Origin of the sequence: Alteromonas algae (genome assembly GCF_049117195.1) — a bacterium.
Taxonomy (GTDB): Bacteria; Pseudomonadota; Gammaproteobacteria; order Enterobacterales; family Alteromonadaceae; genus Alteromonas.
In genome coordinates, this window is record NZ_CP185260.1 from 3090357 (window position 1) to 3109103 (window position 18747).

At 44.0% G+C, this 18747-nt stretch carries 19 protein-coding genes; 4 read left to right on the forward strand and 15 right to left on the reverse strand.

Going from position 1 to position 18747, the window contains the following annotated elements:
- Positions 1-96 precede the first annotated feature (96 nt).
- The 12 genes from ACOJRU_RS13815 to ACOJRU_RS13870 all read right to left on the reverse strand — a co-directional run bounded on the left by ACOJRU_RS13815 (position 97) and on the right by ACOJRU_RS13870 (position 12304).
- Positions 97-1071 carry a diguanylate cyclase gene (locus ACOJRU_RS13815; protein WP_421132320.1) on the reverse strand — a complete coding sequence of 325 codons (975 nt, stop codon included), beginning with the start codon at positions 1069-1071 and terminating at the stop codon, positions 97-99.
- A gap of 11 nt (positions 1072-1082) precedes the next feature.
- On the reverse strand, positions 1083-1934 hold the full coding sequence (locus tag ACOJRU_RS13820) for a glycosyltransferase family 2 protein (RefSeq protein ID WP_421132321.1): 852 nt from the start codon (positions 1932-1934) through the stop codon (positions 1083-1085).
- Positions 1931-2878 carry a glycosyltransferase family 2 protein gene (locus tag ACOJRU_RS13825; protein ID WP_421132322.1) on the reverse strand — a complete coding sequence of 316 codons (948 nt, stop codon included), beginning with the start codon at positions 2876-2878 and terminating at the stop codon, positions 1931-1933. Before ACOJRU_RS13825 ends, ACOJRU_RS13820 begins: the two co-directional genes overlap by 4 nt.
- Before the next feature lie 585 nt (positions 2879-3463).
- Positions 3464-4105 carry a sugar transferase gene (locus tag ACOJRU_RS13830; protein ID WP_421132323.1) on the reverse strand — a complete coding sequence of 214 codons (642 nt, stop codon included), beginning with the start codon at positions 4103-4105 and terminating at the stop codon, positions 3464-3466.
- Positions 4106-4398: 293 nt separating this feature from the next.
- Positions 4399-4818: a hypothetical protein gene (locus tag ACOJRU_RS13835; protein ID WP_421132324.1), complete on the reverse strand. Its 420-nt coding sequence runs from the start codon at positions 4816-4818 to the stop codon at positions 4399-4401.
- 117 nt (positions 4819-4935) lie between these two features.
- Positions 4936-6369 carry a sigma-54-dependent transcriptional regulator gene (locus ACOJRU_RS13840; protein WP_421132325.1) on the reverse strand — a complete coding sequence of 478 codons (1434 nt, stop codon included), beginning with the start codon at positions 6367-6369 and terminating at the stop codon, positions 4936-4938.
- Between the two features lie 12 nt (positions 6370-6381).
- Positions 6382-7833 (reverse strand): sensor histidine kinase, encoded by a 1452-nt coding sequence (locus ACOJRU_RS13845; protein WP_421132326.1) that lies wholly within the window; start codon positions 7831-7833, stop codon positions 6382-6384.
- Between the two features lie 260 nt (positions 7834-8093).
- Complete coding sequence (gene minE / locus ACOJRU_RS13850; protein WP_421132327.1) at positions 8094-8348, reverse strand: cell division topological specificity factor MinE; 255 nt, start codon at positions 8346-8348, stop codon at positions 8094-8096.
- Positions 8348-9157, reverse strand: coding sequence for a septum site-determining protein MinD (gene minD, locus ACOJRU_RS13855; RefSeq protein ID WP_421132328.1), 810 nt, complete (start codon positions 9155-9157; stop codon positions 8348-8350). Before minD ends, minE begins: the two co-directional genes overlap by 1 nt.
- A gap of 27 nt (positions 9158-9184) precedes the next feature.
- Positions 9185-9937 carry a septum site-determining protein MinC gene (gene minC, locus ACOJRU_RS13860; protein ID WP_421132329.1) on the reverse strand — a complete coding sequence of 251 codons (753 nt, stop codon included), beginning with the start codon at positions 9935-9937 and terminating at the stop codon, positions 9185-9187.
- 179 nt (positions 9938-10116) lie between these two features.
- Entirely contained in the window at positions 10117-11502 is a 1386-nt protein-coding gene (locus ACOJRU_RS13865) for a class II fumarate hydratase (protein ID WP_421132330.1), read from the reverse strand.
- Between the two features lie 76 nt (positions 11503-11578).
- A complete protein-coding gene (locus tag ACOJRU_RS13870) occupies positions 11579-12304 on the reverse strand; it encodes a DUF6776 family protein (protein ID WP_421132331.1) in 726 nt (241 codons plus the stop codon).
- Positions 12305-12410: 106 nt separating this feature from the next.
- Here ACOJRU_RS13870 and ACOJRU_RS13875 point away from each other — a divergent pair, with 106 nt between their 5' ends.
- The 3 genes from ACOJRU_RS13875 to ACOJRU_RS13885 all read left to right on the forward strand — a co-directional run bounded on the left by ACOJRU_RS13875 (position 12411) and on the right by ACOJRU_RS13885 (position 14819).
- Positions 12411-14087, forward strand: coding sequence for a chloride channel protein (locus ACOJRU_RS13875; RefSeq protein ID WP_421132332.1), 1677 nt, complete (start codon positions 12411-12413; stop codon positions 14085-14087).
- 1 nt (position 14088) lies between these two features.
- A complete protein-coding gene (locus ACOJRU_RS13880) occupies positions 14089-14517 on the forward strand; it encodes a CopD family protein (protein WP_421132333.1) in 429 nt (142 codons plus the stop codon).
- Between the two features lie 95 nt (positions 14518-14612).
- Entirely contained in the window at positions 14613-14819 is a 207-nt protein-coding gene (locus ACOJRU_RS13885) for a hypothetical protein (protein ID WP_421132334.1), read from the forward strand.
- Positions 14820-14843: 24 nt separating this feature from the next.
- Here ACOJRU_RS13885 and ACOJRU_RS13890 read toward each other — a convergent pair whose 3' ends face one another.
- Positions 14844-15494, reverse strand: a complete 651-nt coding sequence (locus ACOJRU_RS13890; RefSeq protein WP_421132335.1) for a UPF0149 family protein — start codon at positions 15492-15494, stop codon at positions 14844-14846.
- 177 nt (positions 15495-15671) lie between these two features.
- Between ACOJRU_RS13890 and ACOJRU_RS13895 the strand changes: the two genes are divergently transcribed.
- Positions 15672-16868, forward strand: coding sequence for an Nramp family divalent metal transporter (locus tag ACOJRU_RS13895; RefSeq protein ID WP_421132336.1), 1197 nt, complete (start codon positions 15672-15674; stop codon positions 16866-16868).
- Between the two features lie 110 nt (positions 16869-16978).
- On the opposite strand, the gene ACOJRU_RS13900 is transcribed toward ACOJRU_RS13895, so the two are convergent.
- Together ACOJRU_RS13900 and ACOJRU_RS13905 are read right to left on the reverse strand one after the other, a co-directional pair.
- Positions 16979-18127, reverse strand: a complete 1149-nt coding sequence (locus ACOJRU_RS13900) for a MalY/PatB family protein (protein WP_421132337.1) — start codon at positions 18125-18127, stop codon at positions 16979-16981.
- A gap of 125 nt (positions 18128-18252) precedes the next feature.
- On the reverse strand, positions 18253-18633 hold the full coding sequence (locus tag ACOJRU_RS13905) for a response regulator (RefSeq protein ID WP_421132338.1): 381 nt from the start codon (positions 18631-18633) through the stop codon (positions 18253-18255).
- Between the last annotated feature and the right edge of the window lie 114 nt (positions 18634-18747).

Below are 18747 nucleotides of genomic sequence, written 5' to 3' on the forward strand. Positions count from 1 at the left end.
ACTAGCATATGCAACAAATCTGAGAATTTCGAGGTCGTTATCAAATTTCTTATTGTTTTTTCAACACCAGTAAAAGAAATTAATACTAATGACAACTTAAATAGCCCTTAAACTTCCTCCTACCATGGCATAGCGCGATGTTTTCATACTTAAATCAGTATCTGCTACCACATTGTTTTTTCCAGATACTTTAGCTTTATACATCGCTTTGTCAGCCTTTTTGACTATATCAACAAAATCCAACGTAGCATGCTCTTTAGACGTGGCGACACCAATACTCACTGTCACTCTCCCGTACGGAGAGTAGTTGTTTTCAATCAATAAACGTTCTACCGCTCTTGACATTTTATGTGCTATTAACTTCGCCCCCTCGAGGTTAGTGCGGGGCAATACCACGATAAACTCTTCCCCTCCATACCGTATGACATTGTCAAAAGGACGGTTAACAACTTGCTTTAACCTATGCGCGACCTTCTTTAATACCCTATCACCCTCTATATGCCCGTAGTTATCGTTGTATTTTTTAAAGTCATCGATATCGATCATAAGCACTGACAACGACCTATGCTCTCTATTCAATTCACGTATTAAAGGAGGAATATGCTGTTTAAGATACTCTCGGTTATACACCCCCGTAAGCGGGTCTGTGCATGCCAAATTCTCTAAATGCGTTTCTCGCTGCTTTACCTGAATTTGATGTATTAACCTATGCTTCAATGCTTCGGACACCACAGGCTTGACGACAAAATCTGATGCGCCAGCTTGCCAGCATCGATGTTGTAACTCTGGATCATTTTCAGCAGTAAGAAATACAACCGGAACATGCTTTAACTGGGCAATATTTTGTAACCTTTTACACGCATCAGCCCCGCTCACTTTTGGCATATTGTAGTCCATCAATATGACATCAGGTTGCTGAAGACGCGTACAAAAATCGACCGCTTTTTGCCCACTATCAACTTCAAAGCACGTAAATGTATCCGATAACATTCCAACGAGTGTAGACCTAAAGAGAGAGTCGTCATCGACAATCAGCACACTACGTTTCGTGTTTTCACTTAAAGATTGCATAACTCTATCCTCTAAAACGTTTTCGACTGTGCCTGCAGTTTTTTTGTGTCGCAGTAAATCTTGTTTAACAACGCGTTATAGTGCGCTTTAAGAAAACCGCTTCCTTTTTTCAGGAAACACTTCATCAGTACCATAGTGCTAAATCTAAACTCATCACCGTCGCCATAAAAATAAAGTGAACGCGCTTTTGTGTAGCGTGCTGCGAACCTTTGCGTATTAAAGAGAGCCTTCAAGCTTTTCTGTTGGTGACCTTTAGCACTGTCTTGCATTTGTTCTGGTGTCCGCTGGCAATAGCATTTGGAAATGAGAGACTCTGCACATACGTTGCTTGACCAAGACGGTATGTCGCCCGTTGTATTCTCTGGCCATTTTTTGATAGGATCGTTGCAGAAAAAACGCGGGGCCTTCCAATTCAATGCATAATAGCGACGACGTTGGGCAATCGGCGTTTTTGTATCTTCGTTTTCAAGATTTTCGTAATCTACGTCGGTGAAATAGAATTGAGCGCGCCATACGTTCATTGTATTTTTGCTCGCAGCGCTAGCCCGCTTTAACGCTTTAATGGGAGACTCTGCAAGCTGCTCGTCTGCACCAAGAAAGCACCACCAGTCTTCAGCGTCGTATTCGCTATGATAGCGGTTGTAAACTCTTTTCCTCAGCAGGCCTTTCTCCGATTCGTCGGTTTGACCTACAATCACTAAGTCGTTAAACCGCGCTGCCATTTCATTAAGTACTTCCCATGTACCATCGGTTGAGTGGTTGTCGTATATATAAATTTTATGACAAAACTTCATCGCATTTAGCAATGTTTCTTCAACGATATCAACCTCGTTTTTTATCGTCATAATCGCGTTGAGTTTCATGAAAGTAGATCCTTCTTAACTAATGCCATAGAGTTAGAGAAAATATTTTTTAATTGGAGTAATCGCACGCAGCAAACCAATGTTGTACTTCGCAAATAACGGCGCTTACAGAGAGGTAAACTGAGTAGTTGAAGCGCCGTAGACAGGTTTGAACACAGCACATTTTGCTTAGCCGCTGAGAGTAAAATATTGGCGTAATAATCAACAATATCATTCGTCGCATGGGCCGAGTGTTTTACGTGTTTAATATGGCGGTACGTAGACAAGCGCATCTGATGAGGTACATTGACGTTCGGCAATTTTTTTGCGGTTAAATGCTGATGTAAGTGAATATTGGGGCTATAAGCAATGGCAGCGTTAAGCGCCGCTTTAGCAAAAAATTCGTGCTCGTCGTCAGAAGGGTTTTGAGTTACAAAACCGCCTAGTGTTTCAAAGAAAGATTTTTCAATCACAAAAGATGACAACGCAAACGGAAGCTCCCCTTTTGCAGCAACAGCAAAAAAGTTCGTCATTTCATACCCCTCAGGGTTAACGTTGCTTAACTTCACGTTAGCATCTACCGGTGCTCCGCGGTTCGTTACCCACTGGTATCGAGACGCATAGCATGAGCGGTTAGGAAACGCATTGTTCAAATGCTGAATCTCGTGGGTAAAGAAGGGAAGCCACTCATCGTTCGGGTTCAAGAAAACAACAAAGTCATTGCGTGCGGCTTTCGCCCCGTTATTTCTAGCAGCGCCAACACCCTGGTTTACTTGTTCGATAAGTTTCAAATTGGGTATGTCGAGTGCGAGTACTTGATTTACGCTTCCATCTGTTGACCCATCATCAACAACAATGATCTCGTCAACGGGAAGGTATTGTTGTTGAACGCTTTTAAGCGCTCTTTCGATGTGCTGAACATTATTGCGAACAGGAATAATGACTGATAGTGAAATAGTTTTCATAATATGGCCTCTAGAGTAGAAGGTTGCGCTGTCGTCGAGGTGAAAACCTGTGACATTGGCGAGTTTGCACGAACGACTGTGTCCACAAGAAAGCGTTTGTCGTTGATGTGCGCTAAAACACATGAACGTCTTTTTATTTCAATCAACCTTTTCATCAGGACACCCTATTTAGGTAAAGCAAAATTACTTGATACATTGTTTATTACCCACTTCTAGATGCAAACCAAGTGCCAACTTTTATTTACCAGAAATTTCAACAACTTAACCTTAATTTGCATATTTTCCAAACCCGCTATTGCAGTTTGCAATGTGTTTTGCAAAATGGCTTCTCATTTAAAAAAGCTGGCGAACCTTTTTGCACAGCGCGGTTGGAGAGAATAAGAATAAGTACCCCGTTGATATTGAAAAACAACGAATGAAAAACATGAACCACCGTATCGAGTAACAGCTGATGATTACTTAGTGTTATCTATACGGGGTGCTTAATTGGATTAACAAAAAAAAGGCGCTAGTTTTGCAACATAGCGCCAAAGGAGAGGGTTATAGTAAAACGCTAGGAGAAGCGTTAATAAATAATGACGTTGCTTAGTAAGCACCTCTTCCTGTAAGCACCGCAGGAACAGTTGCTACCAAAATTTTTATGTCGAACCACCAGCTTTGTTTTTCTATATATTCTTTGTCTAATGCGAGTTGCTCTTCAAAGGTAGTATCTGCGCGACCAGAGACTTGCCAAAGGCCTGTCACGCCGGGCTTGCAATTTAGCCGCGGTAAGACATTTGACGCATATTGCATATATTCCGTTGTTAGATGGGGGCGAGGACCAACGAGCACCATATCGCCATTTATCACATTGAACAGTTGCGGCAGTTCATCGATAGATAGCTTTCTTATTACTCTTCCAACGCGTGTAATCCGAGGGTCGTTGTACATTTTCTGGCAGATACCTTCTCGGTCACTCTTCATACTAGCCGCAATTTTCCACTGAATACTATCAGGCGTATACATAGAGCGAAGCTTGTAACAGTGAAATTGCCGCCCATGCTCTCCCACGCGATGTTGGGTGAAAAATAATGGCCCTTTACTTTCCAATTTCAAAAGAATACACACCACCGCTAACAGAGGAGAGAGCAGAAGTAGAATAATTAATGCGGTAAGCTTTTGAACAATCAGTGGCATACCTTTGTGAATTGACCCAATAATACGCTGGTCAACAATATGGTTATTCATAATTCCTCTCTTAGCGCCAGCCTGCTTTAAAAATCACATATCTGGCATACATCGTTTGTAGAAAATAAGCTTCTCACCTATCTTAGCAAACAGCGTGCCACACTTTATTGTTGTTTAATATCAGAAAGTTAGAGAATAAAAGGGGAGGGGTTTTCGCTTTTTCTCAATATGATTCTCATATTGATTCACTCGATAAGCATTATCGTAAACTAGAAAAACATAAGATAAAGCACTCTAGCAAAATGCTAAAAGTCACGCATAACAGGTGGCGCGTGGGCTCGTGAAGTAGTAGGTCAATATAAGTTTTTAAACCAGTCCCATACCCCAAAAGAGTACGACTCAAATATATTGATGCCTAGCCAAGACTTAAGTAGGTACACCACCAGCAAGCCAATGAGGCAGACAATTAGCAGTGACAGCGTAATGATTAACAAGAACATACCAACCGCAATATTTTTTTCGCCCTGCGACAAGTCACGTCTGTTTTTACCCGCAACGAATACCGCATAAAAGCTCCATGGCAAAAAAGGCAGTTTAACCGTGGCCCTAACATCAACGCTATGCAGTCTTCCTCCTCGCAATCCCACTACGCGTCGCAGCGCAACCAATTGCTCTATCGTAAAGCTATTCGCAATGTTCGGGTCCATACGCTTAAGCAAGCTTTTTACGGCGGGATCATCAACCGGATGTTGGTCTTGATTCGTTTTTTTCATTTACTGTCTCATAGAAATGGTACGCGATACGTCGCTTTCACGTGTAAGCATTGCTGCATACCAAATACGGAATGTAAGGCCGAACTATTCCCAAAGAACGATTAGCGTGAACAATAATCACCATTGCTGAATTTTACGATAGAGTGTTGAGGGGCTAACGCCAAGGGCACTTGCGGCTTTAACGACATTGTCTTCGTAATACGCGATTGCACTTTGAATAGCTTTTCGCTCGATATCCGCCAAAGATTCAATGGATGCCTCAGAGGTTGGTATCTCATCTATACTATTTGTGAAGGGAATGTCGTGTTGTTTTTCATCTACAGACGGCGCTAAAGACGCTATCTTTTCTTGTAGCTTTGGCAACTGCGAGGCAAGCATCGCGCCCGATAAAAGTGGGCCGTCATTCATTACCACGCAGCTATGAATAAGGTTTTGTAGTTGCCTTACATTGCCTGGCCATGAAAACTTACGCAGTACTGATTTCGCATCTTCGGTAAAGCCAGCAAACATCTTTTGCTCCTCTTCCATAAAGCAGCGCATAAAGTGATTAGCCAATAGCAAAACATCATCCCCTCGTTCTCGTAAAGGGGGAAGCTGAAGCGCTATTACATTTAATCGGTAAAATAAATCCTCCCTTAAACGCCCATCTTTAATCGCGTCATAAGGGTCCCGATTGGTTGCGGCAATAAAGCGCACATTAACTTTTTCAACTTTTCCCGACCCCACTCGCTGAAACGTGCCGGTTTGTATGAAGCGCAAAATTTTAGCCTGCAACCCCATATCCATCTCGCCCAGCTCATCTAAAAATAGTGTCCCGTTGTCCGCTAGCGATGCCGCGCCGTCTCTGTGTGTTACTGCACCAGAAAACGCGCCTTTAACATGGCCAAAAATTTCAGACTCCATGAGTTCAGACGGTATCGCTGCACAGTTTAGCGCAACAAAGTTGTCTAATTTTCGCTTACTTAAGTTATGTATTGCCTGGGCTGCAACCTCTTTACCAACACCGCTTTCACCCGTTATGAAAACAGATGCATTACTAGGCGCCGCTTTTTCAATTACGGCATAGGCGCTCTGAAGTGCTCTTGATTCACCAATAAAGCCCTCTACTACCCGCTTGCGCTTACTTTGCGCAGCCAATAATGCCGCTTTAAGCATGCTACGTTCCACCAGCACTTTACGCATACTCACAGCCTGATCAATCACCATTTCTAAACGCTTGTCGTCCCATGGTTTTTGTAGATAGCTCCACACCTTGGCTTCGTTCACGGCGTCTAGTACATGATCAACGTCACCATGAGCGGTCAGCATAATGCGTATGGTTTCGGGTGCAAACTCTGATACCTGCCTTAAAAACTCAGTGCCTTCCATACCCGTCATGGTCAAATCGCTGATGATGATGTCATAGCTTTTGTCATGACATTTTTCGAGCCCTTCTTCACCACTGCTGGCGATGTCGATATTGGCTGAGATAATAGAGTCAAGCGTACGTCTCAACGCTCGCTGTACTTGGACCTCGTCATCTACTAGTAATACCTCTAACTTATCTGCCATATTCTGTTCCCTTTAATCCTTTACGTCGTCTGCTTTAGGCAGCACGATACTAAAGCAAGTGCCTACGCCCACCACCGAATCAACCAATAGCGCACCGTTGTGAGCATCAATGATATTTTTAGATATGGCAAGCCCCAAACCGGTACCCTCTCCCACCACTTTTGTAGTAAAAAATGGAGAGAATATCTTTTCTAAATTTGCTTCACTAATGCCAGGGCCATCGTCTCTTATCTTCACGCTAAACGTATCTGCATCATTTATTAACGTTACTTCAACACTTCCACCATCACCTATCGCCTGAAGGGCATTAATAAATATATTGAGCAATACTTGCTCAATTTCTCCTTCGTTTCCAAACACTTCAGGCTCGCCTTCAAGAAGGTTAACCGTTACTAAATTTTGACTTTTCTTTGAAAATGATGCCATTTTAACAGCGCGTTCAACACACCGATTGAGATTCAGTTTCACGAAGCCTTTATCGCCAGTATGAATAAAGGTTCTTAGGTTATCGCTGATGCCACTTAACCGGTTCAAACCATGCATATTGTCGTCTAACACTTCAAATACATCTTGCTCAAGCTTGGGCAAGTCGATTTGTTGTAGCGCATCAATCGTTGCCGAGTCTGACGAACTCATCAGAAGGTCTTTCAGTGATGAAACGAGCGTCATCAGAGTGCGTTGCAAATAACGATTGTTAGATGCAATAAACGCAAGGGGGTTATTGATTTCGTGTGCAACACCGCTGGCCAAAAAACCTAATGAAGACATTCTGTCAGCGGCAGCAAGCTGTTTTTTTGTTTGATTCAGTTCTTTTTCAAGAGCATTCGACGCGGCGTTGTTACCATCACCCGGCCCATCGTACATGCTTTCTAACCCCGTTCGCAAATGCGCTAAATGGCTATCGAGTATGTAAAGTTTCTCCTCGTCAATGAAAGGAGTTTCAATGAAAAAAACTAACCAACCTATCGTGCCGTCGACATACTTAAAATTAGATGATAAGAACCACACATTTTCTTGCGTGTTAGTAATCTCGACGTCTTGTACGCACCATGAACTTAAGATTTGTTCTTCAGATGTGGGAAGGCACTGAGCAACGGTTTCAGCGACATCAAACCCAGTTGGGTCGCCATACGTCGCCCCACGACTTACTATTTCGCCACGCTGGCAAAAATAGCATGTACCGAAAGCTGCGTCAGTGAAATCAACACACAGCTTCAGCAAGGACTCTACTAACGCGAGACTGCTTTGGCTTTTCTGTAGTTCAGCAGCAGACTTAACGAAGAATTCAATTTCTTCTTGTTTCGCACTAGCCTTTTCAACCGCTTTGCGAAGGTTTTCATTAGCCAGAAATGATTTTTTGGCATAATCGTCCAACAAACTTTCAGCGGCTTCTCTCGCCTGTTTTTCTCTTGCCAGGCGCCGCCGTAGTATATTGATTTCGTGTTGTGTGCTCGTATTATCCATGGCTTGCCTAGTTGACCTACTAGAACAACTTTATCAGCTCATTCTTTCCCCACTGATAGTGTAGTGTAGTTGATTATTTTTTAAGATACTTCTTTAGTGTAATACACAGGTGCACGACAACGGGCGCAGTCATTATGCAAAGGAACGTAGGGGGCTTTGTGCGCCATAGTGTGGCGTTGGTTATAGGTACGAAATAAGAAGAAAAAGCGGCGTTTATTAGATAGGCAATAAACGCCCTAAAACGATAGCAAACAAATAGGCTATGACTCGGGTAATGTAACGTTTAACTCTAATACGCTGCAATCATCGTTGTTGTCTAGTTGCACAGACACTTGGTCATCGGCAATGCTGACATATTTACGAATAACCTGAATGATTTCCTGCTGCATCATGGGCAAGTAGTCAGGCTCTGTTCGCTTTTTTCGCTCATGAGCAACAATAATCTGCAGGCGTTCTTTCGCTACGGCAGCAGTACTTGGCTTTTGCTTTTTCTTCAATAAGTCGAAAATACCCATTACTTACCTCCTAAAAACCGTTTGAAGAAGCCTTTTTTCTCCACCTCTAAGAACCGGTGTTCAACCGTTTCACCTAATAAACGCTTCACAGCGTCATTATAGGCTTGGCCTGCATTCGCGTTCTCATCTAAAATTACCGGCAACCCTTGATTAGACGCTTTTAAAACTGACTCCGATTCAGGGATCACACCTAGCAACGGGATAGCGAGTATTTCTTCGACATCTTCAACGCTAAGCATTTCGGCGCTTTCCACACGTGATGGGTTATAGCGAGTAAGCAATAAGTGTTCTTTTACGGCATGACCTTGCTCTGCACGCTTCGACTTACTCTGTAAAATACCCAATATGCGGTCAGAATCTCGCACCGACGACACCTCAGGGTTAGTAACCACAATGGCTTCATCAGCAAAATACAATGCCATTTGCGCACCTTGCTCGATGCCTGCCGGTGAATCACAGATAATAAAGTCAAAGTCTTCTTTAAGTTCATCAAGAACCGCTTGCACCCCATCAATGGTAAGCGCGTCTTTATCTCTGGTTTGCGAGGCAGGCAAGATAAACAGGTTGTCTGTACGTTTATCTTTTATAAGTGCCTGCTTCAGTGTGGCTTCTTTATTGATGACATTAACAAAATCATAGACCACTCTTCGCTCACAGCCCATAATTAAATCAAGGTTTCTCAAGCCCACATCAAAATCAATAACTACGGTTTTCTTACCGCTTAATGCCAGACCGGTACTGATAGCCGCGCTAGATGTGGTTTTACCCACTCCCCCTTTGCCCGATGTTACAACTATTATTTTTGCCATTATTACTGAATTCCTAATGATAGACGCTTATCGCTGAGCAAGAGGCTCAATACGCAGCGTATCGTCTTCTAAAAAGATATGCGCAGGCATTTTCCAACATGACGCCTTTACGGTTTCATGCATAATGAATTGTCCTGCAATGGAAATAAGCTCTGCATCAAGAGACTGACAAAATACGCGAGCGTGAGTGTTTCCCTTCACGCCGGCTAATGCCCGCCCTCTTAACGTACCGTATATATGAATATTGCCGTCAGCTAACACTTCAGCTCCCTCACTGACGGTCGCGGCCACAATTAAATCGCACCCATCTGCATAAACTTGCTGCCCTGAACGAACGGGTCTAGTGATCACTTTTGCCGGTTTTAACGCAGTCTGAGACACGGTAGCAGCGACAGCGCTAGCTTTTGTCGACATGCCTTCTGCCTCATCTTGCTGCGTATTTTCACTTCGATTATTGCCAAGAGAAGTTTCACTAAATTTACTTTGACTCACATCAGCCAAACCCAAGTCATTTATAGTGGTTTTAAGGCCTTCTACGTTACCGCGAACCGCCATCGGTTGAAGTGCCAAGCGTTTACATATTGCCACTAATAGCTCGAACTCGGTTGCCGACAAAGATGCATTCAACTGTATGATGAGAGAGGAGCGTTTGAAAAACTGAGGGGCGGTTGCCACTTTGTGTTCTAACTGTGAAGTAAATATATCTGGGTCAAAACTTACCACCTCTAACACTATGCTGGTTAGCGTGGTTCCTTTCATGCGAAAGCACGTGTCTGTCATTTATTGTTCCTGAGGGTTTGTTTAGCGCCAATGCACCTAAAGCGGGCTCTTTAGCAAGCGTAGCACTCTAACAAATTCCACTTTAACGGCAACAAATAACCTATAAAATCAGCAACAACCGTTCACAAATCAACCACTTCATACACATTTTGCCTTTTCACTGACGATCTCAACATGTTTCACTCAGCGTTATTCATGGCCAATTTTACGGGGTCAAGCAACTGAACAAGCTCGTCTCGGGGTATATCTGTCATTTCAGACGCCACATCGATGACAGAGCGCGCTTCTTTGTAGGCTTTTTTGGCGATTTCAGCAGCGCGCGCATACCCTATAATAGGGTTAAGCGCTGTTACCAAGATAGGGTTTTTACGCAGTGCGTTTTCAAGCACACCCTCTTGAACCACAAAGTCCTTTATGGCGCTATCACCGAGTATTTTCATGCTATTGGCCATAAGGGTAATACTCTGAAGTAAATTATTGGCAATCATGGGTAACATGACATTAAGTTCAAAATTCCCTGATTGCCCACCCACGGTGATTGCAGCATCATTTCCTATGACTTGGGCAGCCGCCATCGCAACCGATTCAGGAATAACGGGGTTAACTTTTCCGGGCATAATTGACGAACCAGGTTGAACAGCGGGTAATGCTATCTCCCCCAATCCGGATAAAGGACCTGAATTCATCCAACGCAAGTCGTTTGCTATCTTCATCAACGTAACCGCCAGTGACTTAACTAAGCCAGACAGTGAAACCGCCGAATCTTGAGAGGCGATATGAGAGAAAAAATTATCAGCGGGAGAAAAAGAAATTCCTGTTAATGTTGAGAGTTGACGAGAAAAGGCCGACGCAAAACCGGCAGGGGCATTGATCCCCGTCCCCACTGCAGTGCCCCCTTGTGCAATGGCAGTAATGACCGGTATAAACTGCGTTAAAAGCCTTTGCTGTTGACGCAGCTGAGATGACCAGCCAGACAAGCTTTGTGACAGGGTAATCGGCATTGCATCCATTAAATGCGTTCTGCCAGTTTTGCACATATGAGTAAGGGTGGCGGCTTTCACGTCAATAACATTAATTAATGCGTCTAACGCGGGTAACAGATTTTCAATGACCTCTTTAGACGCACTAACATGAATGGTTGTAGGAATAACATCATTAGAACTTTGACCATAATTAACGTGGTCATTTGGGTGAATAGTCACCTCTGTGCCCTTATTGGCTAGCGTGGCAATAACTTCGTTAGCATTCATGTTAGTGCTTGTACCTGACCCAGTTTGAAACACATCAACCGGAAAATGGTCTAGCAGCAAAGGGTCGCCTAATAACTGTTCACAGGCACTTACAATTGCTTCGCCTATTTTACTATCAATGGCGCCAAGCTCACTGTTCGCTTTTGCCGCGGCTTTTTTTACCAACACTAATGCTTCGATAAACCGACGAGGCATACCCATACCGCTGACAGGAAAGTTATTAAGTGCACGTTGAGTTTGTGAACCATAGAGGGCATCAACCGGCACCTTTACACTTCCCATGCTATCTTGCTCTGTGCGAAAACCGTTTGTCATCACTCGACTCCTTATGCTTAATGCTTACCCTATTGGCTTATACCTAGTGCTTATGCGATATGTCTCACGTCACTATTTACTGCTCTTGCGCACTTCGTTCGCTGACTGCAACGGCCTCGCCCCACGGTACCGACTTCGTGTACGCGCCAAGTCGCCGTTTATATTGATAAACGGTCGTGGAAAATACTATCGATTCTGCTTTCATGTTTTCGGGCAACGAAAACGTCAAACTTTCATTCTGAAAGTATTTAAACCGATACGCCAAAGGTGAGGCTAAAAACGTCTCATCCTCTGTCCCAACGGTAATCGGTTTATCGTCAACAAACCCCGATACACTTATATTCAATGTTCCTTTTATGACCGCTTTAGTTAAGCGTTCTTGCAATAACACAAACCGCAATTGAAAAGTGTTATCTCTTTGTGTTTCAAAGACTTCAATATCATCAACAAGAAATCCATCTTGCGTATTTTCAGGCGCGATTACCCGCTCATAAAACGCGATTTGCTCCTTCAATTTTTCTTGTTCATCTTTAAGCAAAGCCAATTCACCCACGATAATTTGTTTTTCCTCATCGGCAATAGCCAATGCAATATCTCGTTGGTTTGATTGAGTGAGAAGCTTTTCGTTCTCGTTGAGCAAAATTGAAATGGTTTCTTTCTGTGCGGCGACAGTACGCGCATGGCCTTCGTCTATGTATCTTGCTAATTGATAACCGAAAATGACCATTAACAACATGATGCAGACGGTCAATAACGACCATTTATAATTTCCAAGTCGGGTTTTCAGTTCATCTGTAGTCATATAGGCTTATTAGTTGTTTGAACGCTAAATCCATGTTTTCTTAACATTATGAATTGCAAGTGTTTGTGTTAAGCTTTGAATATTACTCGTACTACTTTATCACATCATGCGCTTGCAATCTTTACGACAAGAAGTGGCTCACCCTAGAACGTCCATTCAGCTTTGCTTACTTGGCATTGTGGGCGGTGTAAGCGCAGCGCTTATCATTATACTTTTTCGGCTGTGTGTAGAGTGGTTGCAATCCTCAGGCATCGAAACGTTAAAACAGTATTTCACTGCAGACTGGCCAGTCTTGTTGTTACTCCCGCTTGCCAGCGTTAGTTTTATTTTACTCATTGCCTACTTTACTGGGTTCAAACATTACCGAATGGGGATCCCGTTCGTTATTCACCGCATTAAGTACTTTTATGGGTATATTCCTTTTAGAACCACCATTAATCAGTTTTTTGGCGGCATGCTGGCCCTTGCCGGCGGTTTTGTAGTGGGCAGAGAGGGGCCGTCGGTACATTTAGGCGCATCAAGCAGTAGTCTTATCGGGCAATGGCTTAAACTGCCTTACAACAGTATTCGTATTTTGGCTGGTTGTGGCATTGCGGCAGGTATTTCAGCATCATTTAACACGCCGTTTGCGGCGGTAATTTTTGTGATGGAAGTGGTGTTAAGAGAATACAAGATACACATTTTTGTCCCTATCATGCTTGCCGCTGCATGTGGCTCGGTTCTCACCCGAATGGTCTTCGGTGAAGTGAACGAATTGTCATTTCTTTCATTCAACACATTTAGCGAGTGGATGTATCTTTACCTTATCGTTTTTGGCGTGCTACTGGGACTGCTAGCCACGCTTTTCAACAATCAATTGATGCGCGTAATGACCTTCTTTCGCCCGGTATCAATGATTTGGCGATTGATACTGGCTGCCATTATTACTGGCGCCGTCGGTACGCTGCTTCCACAAGCGTTAGGCGCTAACTTTGCCGATGTAGAGTCGTTCTTTTTAAGCAGCCCGAGTACGTGGCTGCTGTGTGCCGTGTTGGTATTTAAAGTGGTGCTAGCAGTTTGTGCCATTGGCCTTGGCGTACCTGGCGGCATTATTGGCCCTGTGATGGTAATCGGCATGCTTGCCGGTGCGGTGCTTTTGCTGCCTTTGGCTTATTTCTTCGACCTGCCTAACTTTACCAGCAGCTTCGCGCTACTGGGTATTGCGGGCATGCTAACGGCAGTTCTGCATGCCCCCTTAGCTGCATTATCGGCGGTAATGGAATTGTCGTATAGCCCACAAATTATTTTACCCGCAATGCTTGTTATCGTGCCAGCCTATGTTACTTCAACACAGTTCTTTGGTAACCGCTCTATTTTCATCCGGCAATTAGATTATCAAAACCTTCCTTATGCGATTTCTTCCATTAGAGAATCGTTAGAAAAAACAGGGGTGCTGGCGGCGATGAACACCGAATATAAGCTGTTCCATGATGCGCCTGACGCCGCATTAAAAGACTTTTTATCGAAGAACCCAACCGCAGTTGTTGTGCAGCGCTCAAAATTTGAAATAGATGTGCGACATCGTCTGGTCCAATACAATGTAAGTTTAGAGCATGACGCCCAGCCGCTGAATTATCACGAGATGGAGGGCATTAGCGCTCAATCAACCTTGCACGAAGTCTATGAACTTCTCAAAAACACACGTTCAGGTGCAGTTTATATCTATGATCAAGAACTGAATGACATTATCGGTGTCATCACTTGGAATATTTTGCAAAGCTTTTTACAAAAGGCACAATATTAAAATGTACATCTTATGGTTTAAGGCATTTCACCTCTTTTTTATGCTCGCGTGGATGGCGGGTATTTTTTATCTTCCACGCCTGTTTGTTTATCACGCAACAACCACCTCTCAGGTTGTAAAAGATGAATTTAAAGTCATGGAAAGGCGGCTTTGGTGGTTTGTCACCCCCTTCGCGTTTTTTACCCTTGTTTTTGGTATCGCACTAATTGTCAGTTATGGAGCTACCTGGTTCAAAATGTCGGGCTGGTTACATATAAAGTTTTTACTTTTACTTGCCATTTATGGCTATCACTTCTATTTGTTTAAGTTAATGAAACAGTTTGCCAGAGACGAAAACCGTCACACGCCTCGCTTTTACCGTATATTGAACGAAGCGCCTGTACTATTGATACTCGCAATTGTATGTTTAGCGGTTGTTAAACCCTTGTAAAAAAAGAAAAAGCAGGTAAGTTTATAAACGTGTCAGCGATGATATTGTGCTGACACGCTTCTGGTGTCACGGATTAACACGAAAGGATTCACATTATGGAAGATAACACGGTAGACATTGGTAACCAGCAACTGAAAATGTTGTTGCAGGAAACTGATGTCGCCTTTCAAGCGCTTATGCAGCACCCTGAAGCGGCTGAATTGTCGGACGCTTACGATAGAGCAAAAGCAGCTTTAGATGCTTACACGGCATCGATGAAGCAGGCAGTTTCCCAACGCCAACAATACAATCGCCAGCGTTAATTAGCCTGTTAATGACGATAAGCGTTAACCATCAAGTGATGAAAACATCTCAAATTGGTTAGGGAGTGATTGCGCAAGTTCACCAGCAAGCGCCACGTAGTCAGATAATAATGGCGACACCTGCTTTCTTAATACGGGCAAGTTTTCTTTAAGTAACTGAGCCTGTTCATCATTTCGTTGCCGTAAAGCTAAGGCTTCATCAGCCAGCGTAGAAAATAGTTTTAAACATCGCGTTAACCGCTTTTCAGGGGGATCGATCGATACTCCCTGCTGAGGTACATTCTGCCATGCACGTTGCCACACGTCTTCAAGTTGCTGGTGCGCCGTTAATAACCCTTTAAGCCAACTAGAAAGTGCAGGACTCGCTGGCGTATCCTCGTGTGAAGAAATAATAGAAAGAGGCCAAGAGGGCTGTTCATCTCTCATATGCTGTAAATGGCTTCGTAATGTATTCATAAGCGCGTCAGCAATGATATCGACATCACTATCAACCAGCACACCTGAAGACTGCTGAACTAACCACGGCATCCACTGCTCTGGCATAGGAATTTCTGGCGCAGACGCAACGGCGAAAATCATGCCGTCAGCGTGATAAATATCAGGTAACACACTTGCAAACGACGCTGAGTTATAGAGAGGTTTGAGAATATCTATCGGCTTTTTTTGGGCGTTCATAGTGCGTCCTCGTTTATGTTTGCGATATTACGGCAATTTCCGTTACAGTGCACACCATGTTAAGGCGTTCGTCGCTAGCTGCTTTTGTGTTTTACATTATGTCCATTACAAACGATAGCGCCGCTACCATGAATACACCGTTAATATGACCAAGAAACATAACGAAGAGTGGGATAAATGGCAAAAGATAAATCGGGTTACATTATCGCAGCGGCCTTTATAGGCCCTGGCACCATTACAACCGCAAGCCTCGCAGGTGCTAATTTCGGTTTTCACCTTGTATGGGCGCTCCTTTTTTCTATTTTTGCCACCATCATATTGCAAGACATGGCCGCAAGATTGGGCGCGGCAACAGGCAGCGGACTTGCGCAAGCAATGAAAGACACCGTATCACTGCGTTGGCTGCGCTCTGTATTTATGCTGCTGATTGTAGGGGCAATAGGCATTGGTAACGCCGCTTACGAATCAGGGAATCTTACGGGTGCAGCAATTGGCCTTGATGCATTTATTAATGTGGGCGTTGCCGAATGGGCGACTGTACTCGGGGTGCTGGCCATCGTTCTTTTGTATACGGGAAGCTATAAGTGGATTGAAAACGTACTTGTTTGCCTTGTTTTTGTCATGGCTGCAGTATTTTTAGTTACCTTTATCGTTGCTAAACCGAATATTGCCGACATGTTTTCACAGGCCTTTTCACCGCAACTTTCAGCTAAAGAGATAACAACGATACTGGCATTGATTGGTACAACGATTGTACCTTACAACCTGTTTTTACATGCCAGTTTAGTCGCTAACGCCTCGAGGACAAGAGCCACTGACATTGCTGTTAACGATAGCCGTGCGCAATCGGTAAGAGCAATATCGTTAGGTGGCCTTATCACGTTGATTGTCATGGCGACCGCAATGATGGCATTTTTTAACAGTGCCGCGACCATGGACGCATCTAATATGGGCGAACAGCTTAAACCTGTATTGGGGGAAAATGCACAATGGTTTTTTGCATTAGGCCTTTTTGCAGCAGGCTTAACAAGTGCTATTACCGCTCCATTGGCTGCCGCTTACGCCGTATGTGGCGCGCTTGGGTTATCTGACAACCTAAAAGGGCGCGCTTTTAGAGGTGTATGGTTTACCATTATTGTAATCGGTGTGCTTGTCGCCGCCATGGGCTACAAGCCGCTACCCGCCATTTTATTTGCACAAGCGACCAACGGACTGCTGCTGCCTATTATTGCTGTATTTTTATTAGTCGTTATGAACAAAAGCAGCAAACTTGGCGCGTTTAAAAATAGCTGGATAAGCAATGTTGCCGGTGTATTTGTGGTGGCTGTGGTAATCGGGCTAGGGCTATATAAACTTATCAGTACGTTTCTGTAGGCACGCCATATCAGTGGCAAACGCCGAATGAGTCAACGCGTGGGTAATACAACCTATTGCACGGTGTAATGCATCATCGTGCAATAGGTTGTATTACCCACTCCATGCGCTTATTGTGCCAAGCGCGTTAGTATTTCTTTGAGCATTGCTCGGCTACACCCGAAGTTGATCCTGAAATGATCAGGTTTATGAAAATCCACCCCTGGCGATGGCCCTACGCCCTTGCCTTCTGCCCACTTAAGCACGTTATCGACCTGCAAGCCGCTACCATCCACCCACGCCAAAAAGGTAGCGTCAGGTGTAATAAGCGTTAGCCCATCTATCGCATTTATTGCTTCTACCACCAGTGCTCTATTATCACGAAGATACGCTAACTCCGCTTCATGCCAGTCGTCACACTGGGTAAACGCAGCCTGTGTCGCAGCAAGTCCCATCACATTCACCCAGGGAACTATTCCTGCTGCTGCTTGCGTGAAAGCCGCTCTAAGCGCTTTGTTAGGGATAATGGCAAAAGACGTACCTAAACCTGCAATATTGAATGTTTTGCTCGCAGCCATCAGCGTAACGCTATTTTCGGCTAAGTTAGCTTCTCTTCCAGCAGGGATATGTGTTTTGCCTGGCTCTAATATTAAATCGCAATGTATTTCGTCAGAACACAATCGCACACCGTTGTCGTTACAAATTGATGCAATGCGATCTAGCTCGGATTGTGTTAGCACCGAACCAACTGGATTCATCGGATTACACAGAATGAATAGTTTACACTTGGGGTCTTTGGCGTGCTGCGCAAGTGCATCAAAATCTAGGGTATATCTGGCACTATCCGTTCCTTCGTTTTCGATAACGGTACCAATATCGACACGCTCTAATCCGTTTAATTGAGGCGCTGCTAACAAAGGGGGGTAATTGGGAGTTTGAATAAGAACTTTATCGCCCGGCTCACAGTACGCCTTACACGCCACATTAAAAGCGGGTACTACACCAGGGGTCCACACCAACCACTCTGGCTCGATATGCCAATCATGTTTGTCTTTTAGCCATCGCTGAACAGCGCCAATAGCGGCTGTATGATGGGCGGGTAGAATATACCCCATATTGCCATGTTCAACCTGCGCTGAGATAGCGTCTAGTATAGGCTGAGCGCATTTGTACTCGGTATCAGCTACCCACGCAGGAATGATGTCGCGGCCTTGGTATTTCTGCCACTTAAACGAAAAGGTGTCTTTGCGCGATGGTGTATTATCAAAACTGAAAGTCACAATACGGTCCTGAAGTAAACGTGTCTTTAACCAGTGTAATAAGATGCAGCGAAATACACTAGCACTGTGTGGTGTAAAACCACAGGTTGCTTATATCAAATAGCACTTGTTTATTCACGCCCCGTTTATTGAAAAGGCGTTGCTGCTGTGGCTAAAACTTTTTCCGTTAGCTCTGCCATATCGATTGGCTTCGCCAAAAAGCCTGATGCGCCTAACTTTCTAGCTTCCATGACTAATGCTTTGCTAGGGTCAGCGGTTATCAGTAAAAAAGGGATAGGTAAATTCGCAGCACGACAGGTCTTAAGCAAACTAAGCCCATCGAAATGTGGCATGACTTGATCACTAATAATAAGGTGAAGTGAATCGGGCGTTTGTTGTAGCAAAAAATCTCTTGCCAACTTACTACGACTAAATGGGTACACGGTGGCAGACAGGCGCTGCTCTAATGTTTCGGTGACGAGCTCTAGGGTAAGTATATCGTCTTCGATAACGGCAACAGATAACAATAGTCTTTCCTCATATACGGTATTAACCCGATAATAGAGTGTAGTAGAAATGTTACAAGTCGCCTTTCGTCGAGTTTACTTTTTTAAAGCTAAAAAAAATGCCAGCGAGACGTT

Coding starts and splice junctions, on each gene's coding strand:
- ACOJRU_RS13815 (WP_421132320.1), bottom strand. CDS start 1,071: ATGCAATCTTTAAGTGAAAACACGAAACGTAGTGTGCTGATTGTCGAT.
- ACOJRU_RS13820 (WP_421132321.1), bottom strand. CDS start 1,934: ATGAAACTCAACGCGATTATGACGATAAAAAACGAGGTTGATATCGTT.
- ACOJRU_RS13825 (WP_421132322.1), bottom strand. CDS start 2,878: ATGAAAACTATTTCACTATCAGTCATTATTCCTGTTCGCAATAATGTT.
- ACOJRU_RS13830 (WP_421132323.1), bottom strand. CDS start 4,105: ATGAATAACCATATTGTTGACCAGCGTATTATTGGGTCAATTCACAAA.
- ACOJRU_RS13835 (WP_421132324.1), bottom strand. CDS start 4,818: ATGAAAAAAACGAATCAAGACCAACATCCGGTTGATGATCCCGCCGTA.
- ACOJRU_RS13840 (WP_421132325.1), bottom strand. CDS start 6,369: ATGGCAGATAAGTTAGAGGTATTACTAGTAGATGACGAGGTCCAAGTA.
- ACOJRU_RS13845 (WP_421132326.1), bottom strand. CDS start 7,833: ATGGATAATACGAGCACACAACACGAAATCAATATACTACGGCGGCGC.
- minE (WP_421132327.1), bottom strand. CDS start 8,348: ATGGGTATTTTCGACTTATTGAAGAAAAAGCAAAAGCCAAGTACTGCT.
- minD (WP_421132328.1), bottom strand. CDS start 9,157: ATGGCAAAAATAATAGTTGTAACATCGGGCAAAGGGGGAGTGGGTAAA.
- minC (WP_421132329.1), bottom strand. CDS start 9,937: ATGACAGACACGTGCTTTCGCATGAAAGGAACCACGCTAACCAGCATA.
- ACOJRU_RS13865 (WP_421132330.1), bottom strand. CDS start 11,502: ATGACAAACGGTTTTCGCACAGAGCAAGATAGCATGGGAAGTGTAAAG.
- ACOJRU_RS13870 (WP_421132331.1), bottom strand. CDS start 12,304: ATGACTACAGATGAACTGAAAACCCGACTTGGAAATTATAAATGGTCG.
- ACOJRU_RS13875 (WP_421132332.1), top strand. CDS start 12,411: ATGCGCTTGCAATCTTTACGACAAGAAGTGGCTCACCCTAGAACGTCC.
- ACOJRU_RS13880 (WP_421132333.1), top strand. CDS start 14,089: ATGTACATCTTATGGTTTAAGGCATTTCACCTCTTTTTTATGCTCGCG.
- ACOJRU_RS13885 (WP_421132334.1), top strand. CDS start 14,613: ATGGAAGATAACACGGTAGACATTGGTAACCAGCAACTGAAAATGTTG.
- ACOJRU_RS13890 (WP_421132335.1), bottom strand. CDS start 15,494: ATGAACGCCCAAAAAAAGCCGATAGATATTCTCAAACCTCTCTATAAC.
- ACOJRU_RS13895 (WP_421132336.1), top strand. CDS start 15,672: ATGGCAAAAGATAAATCGGGTTACATTATCGCAGCGGCCTTTATAGGC.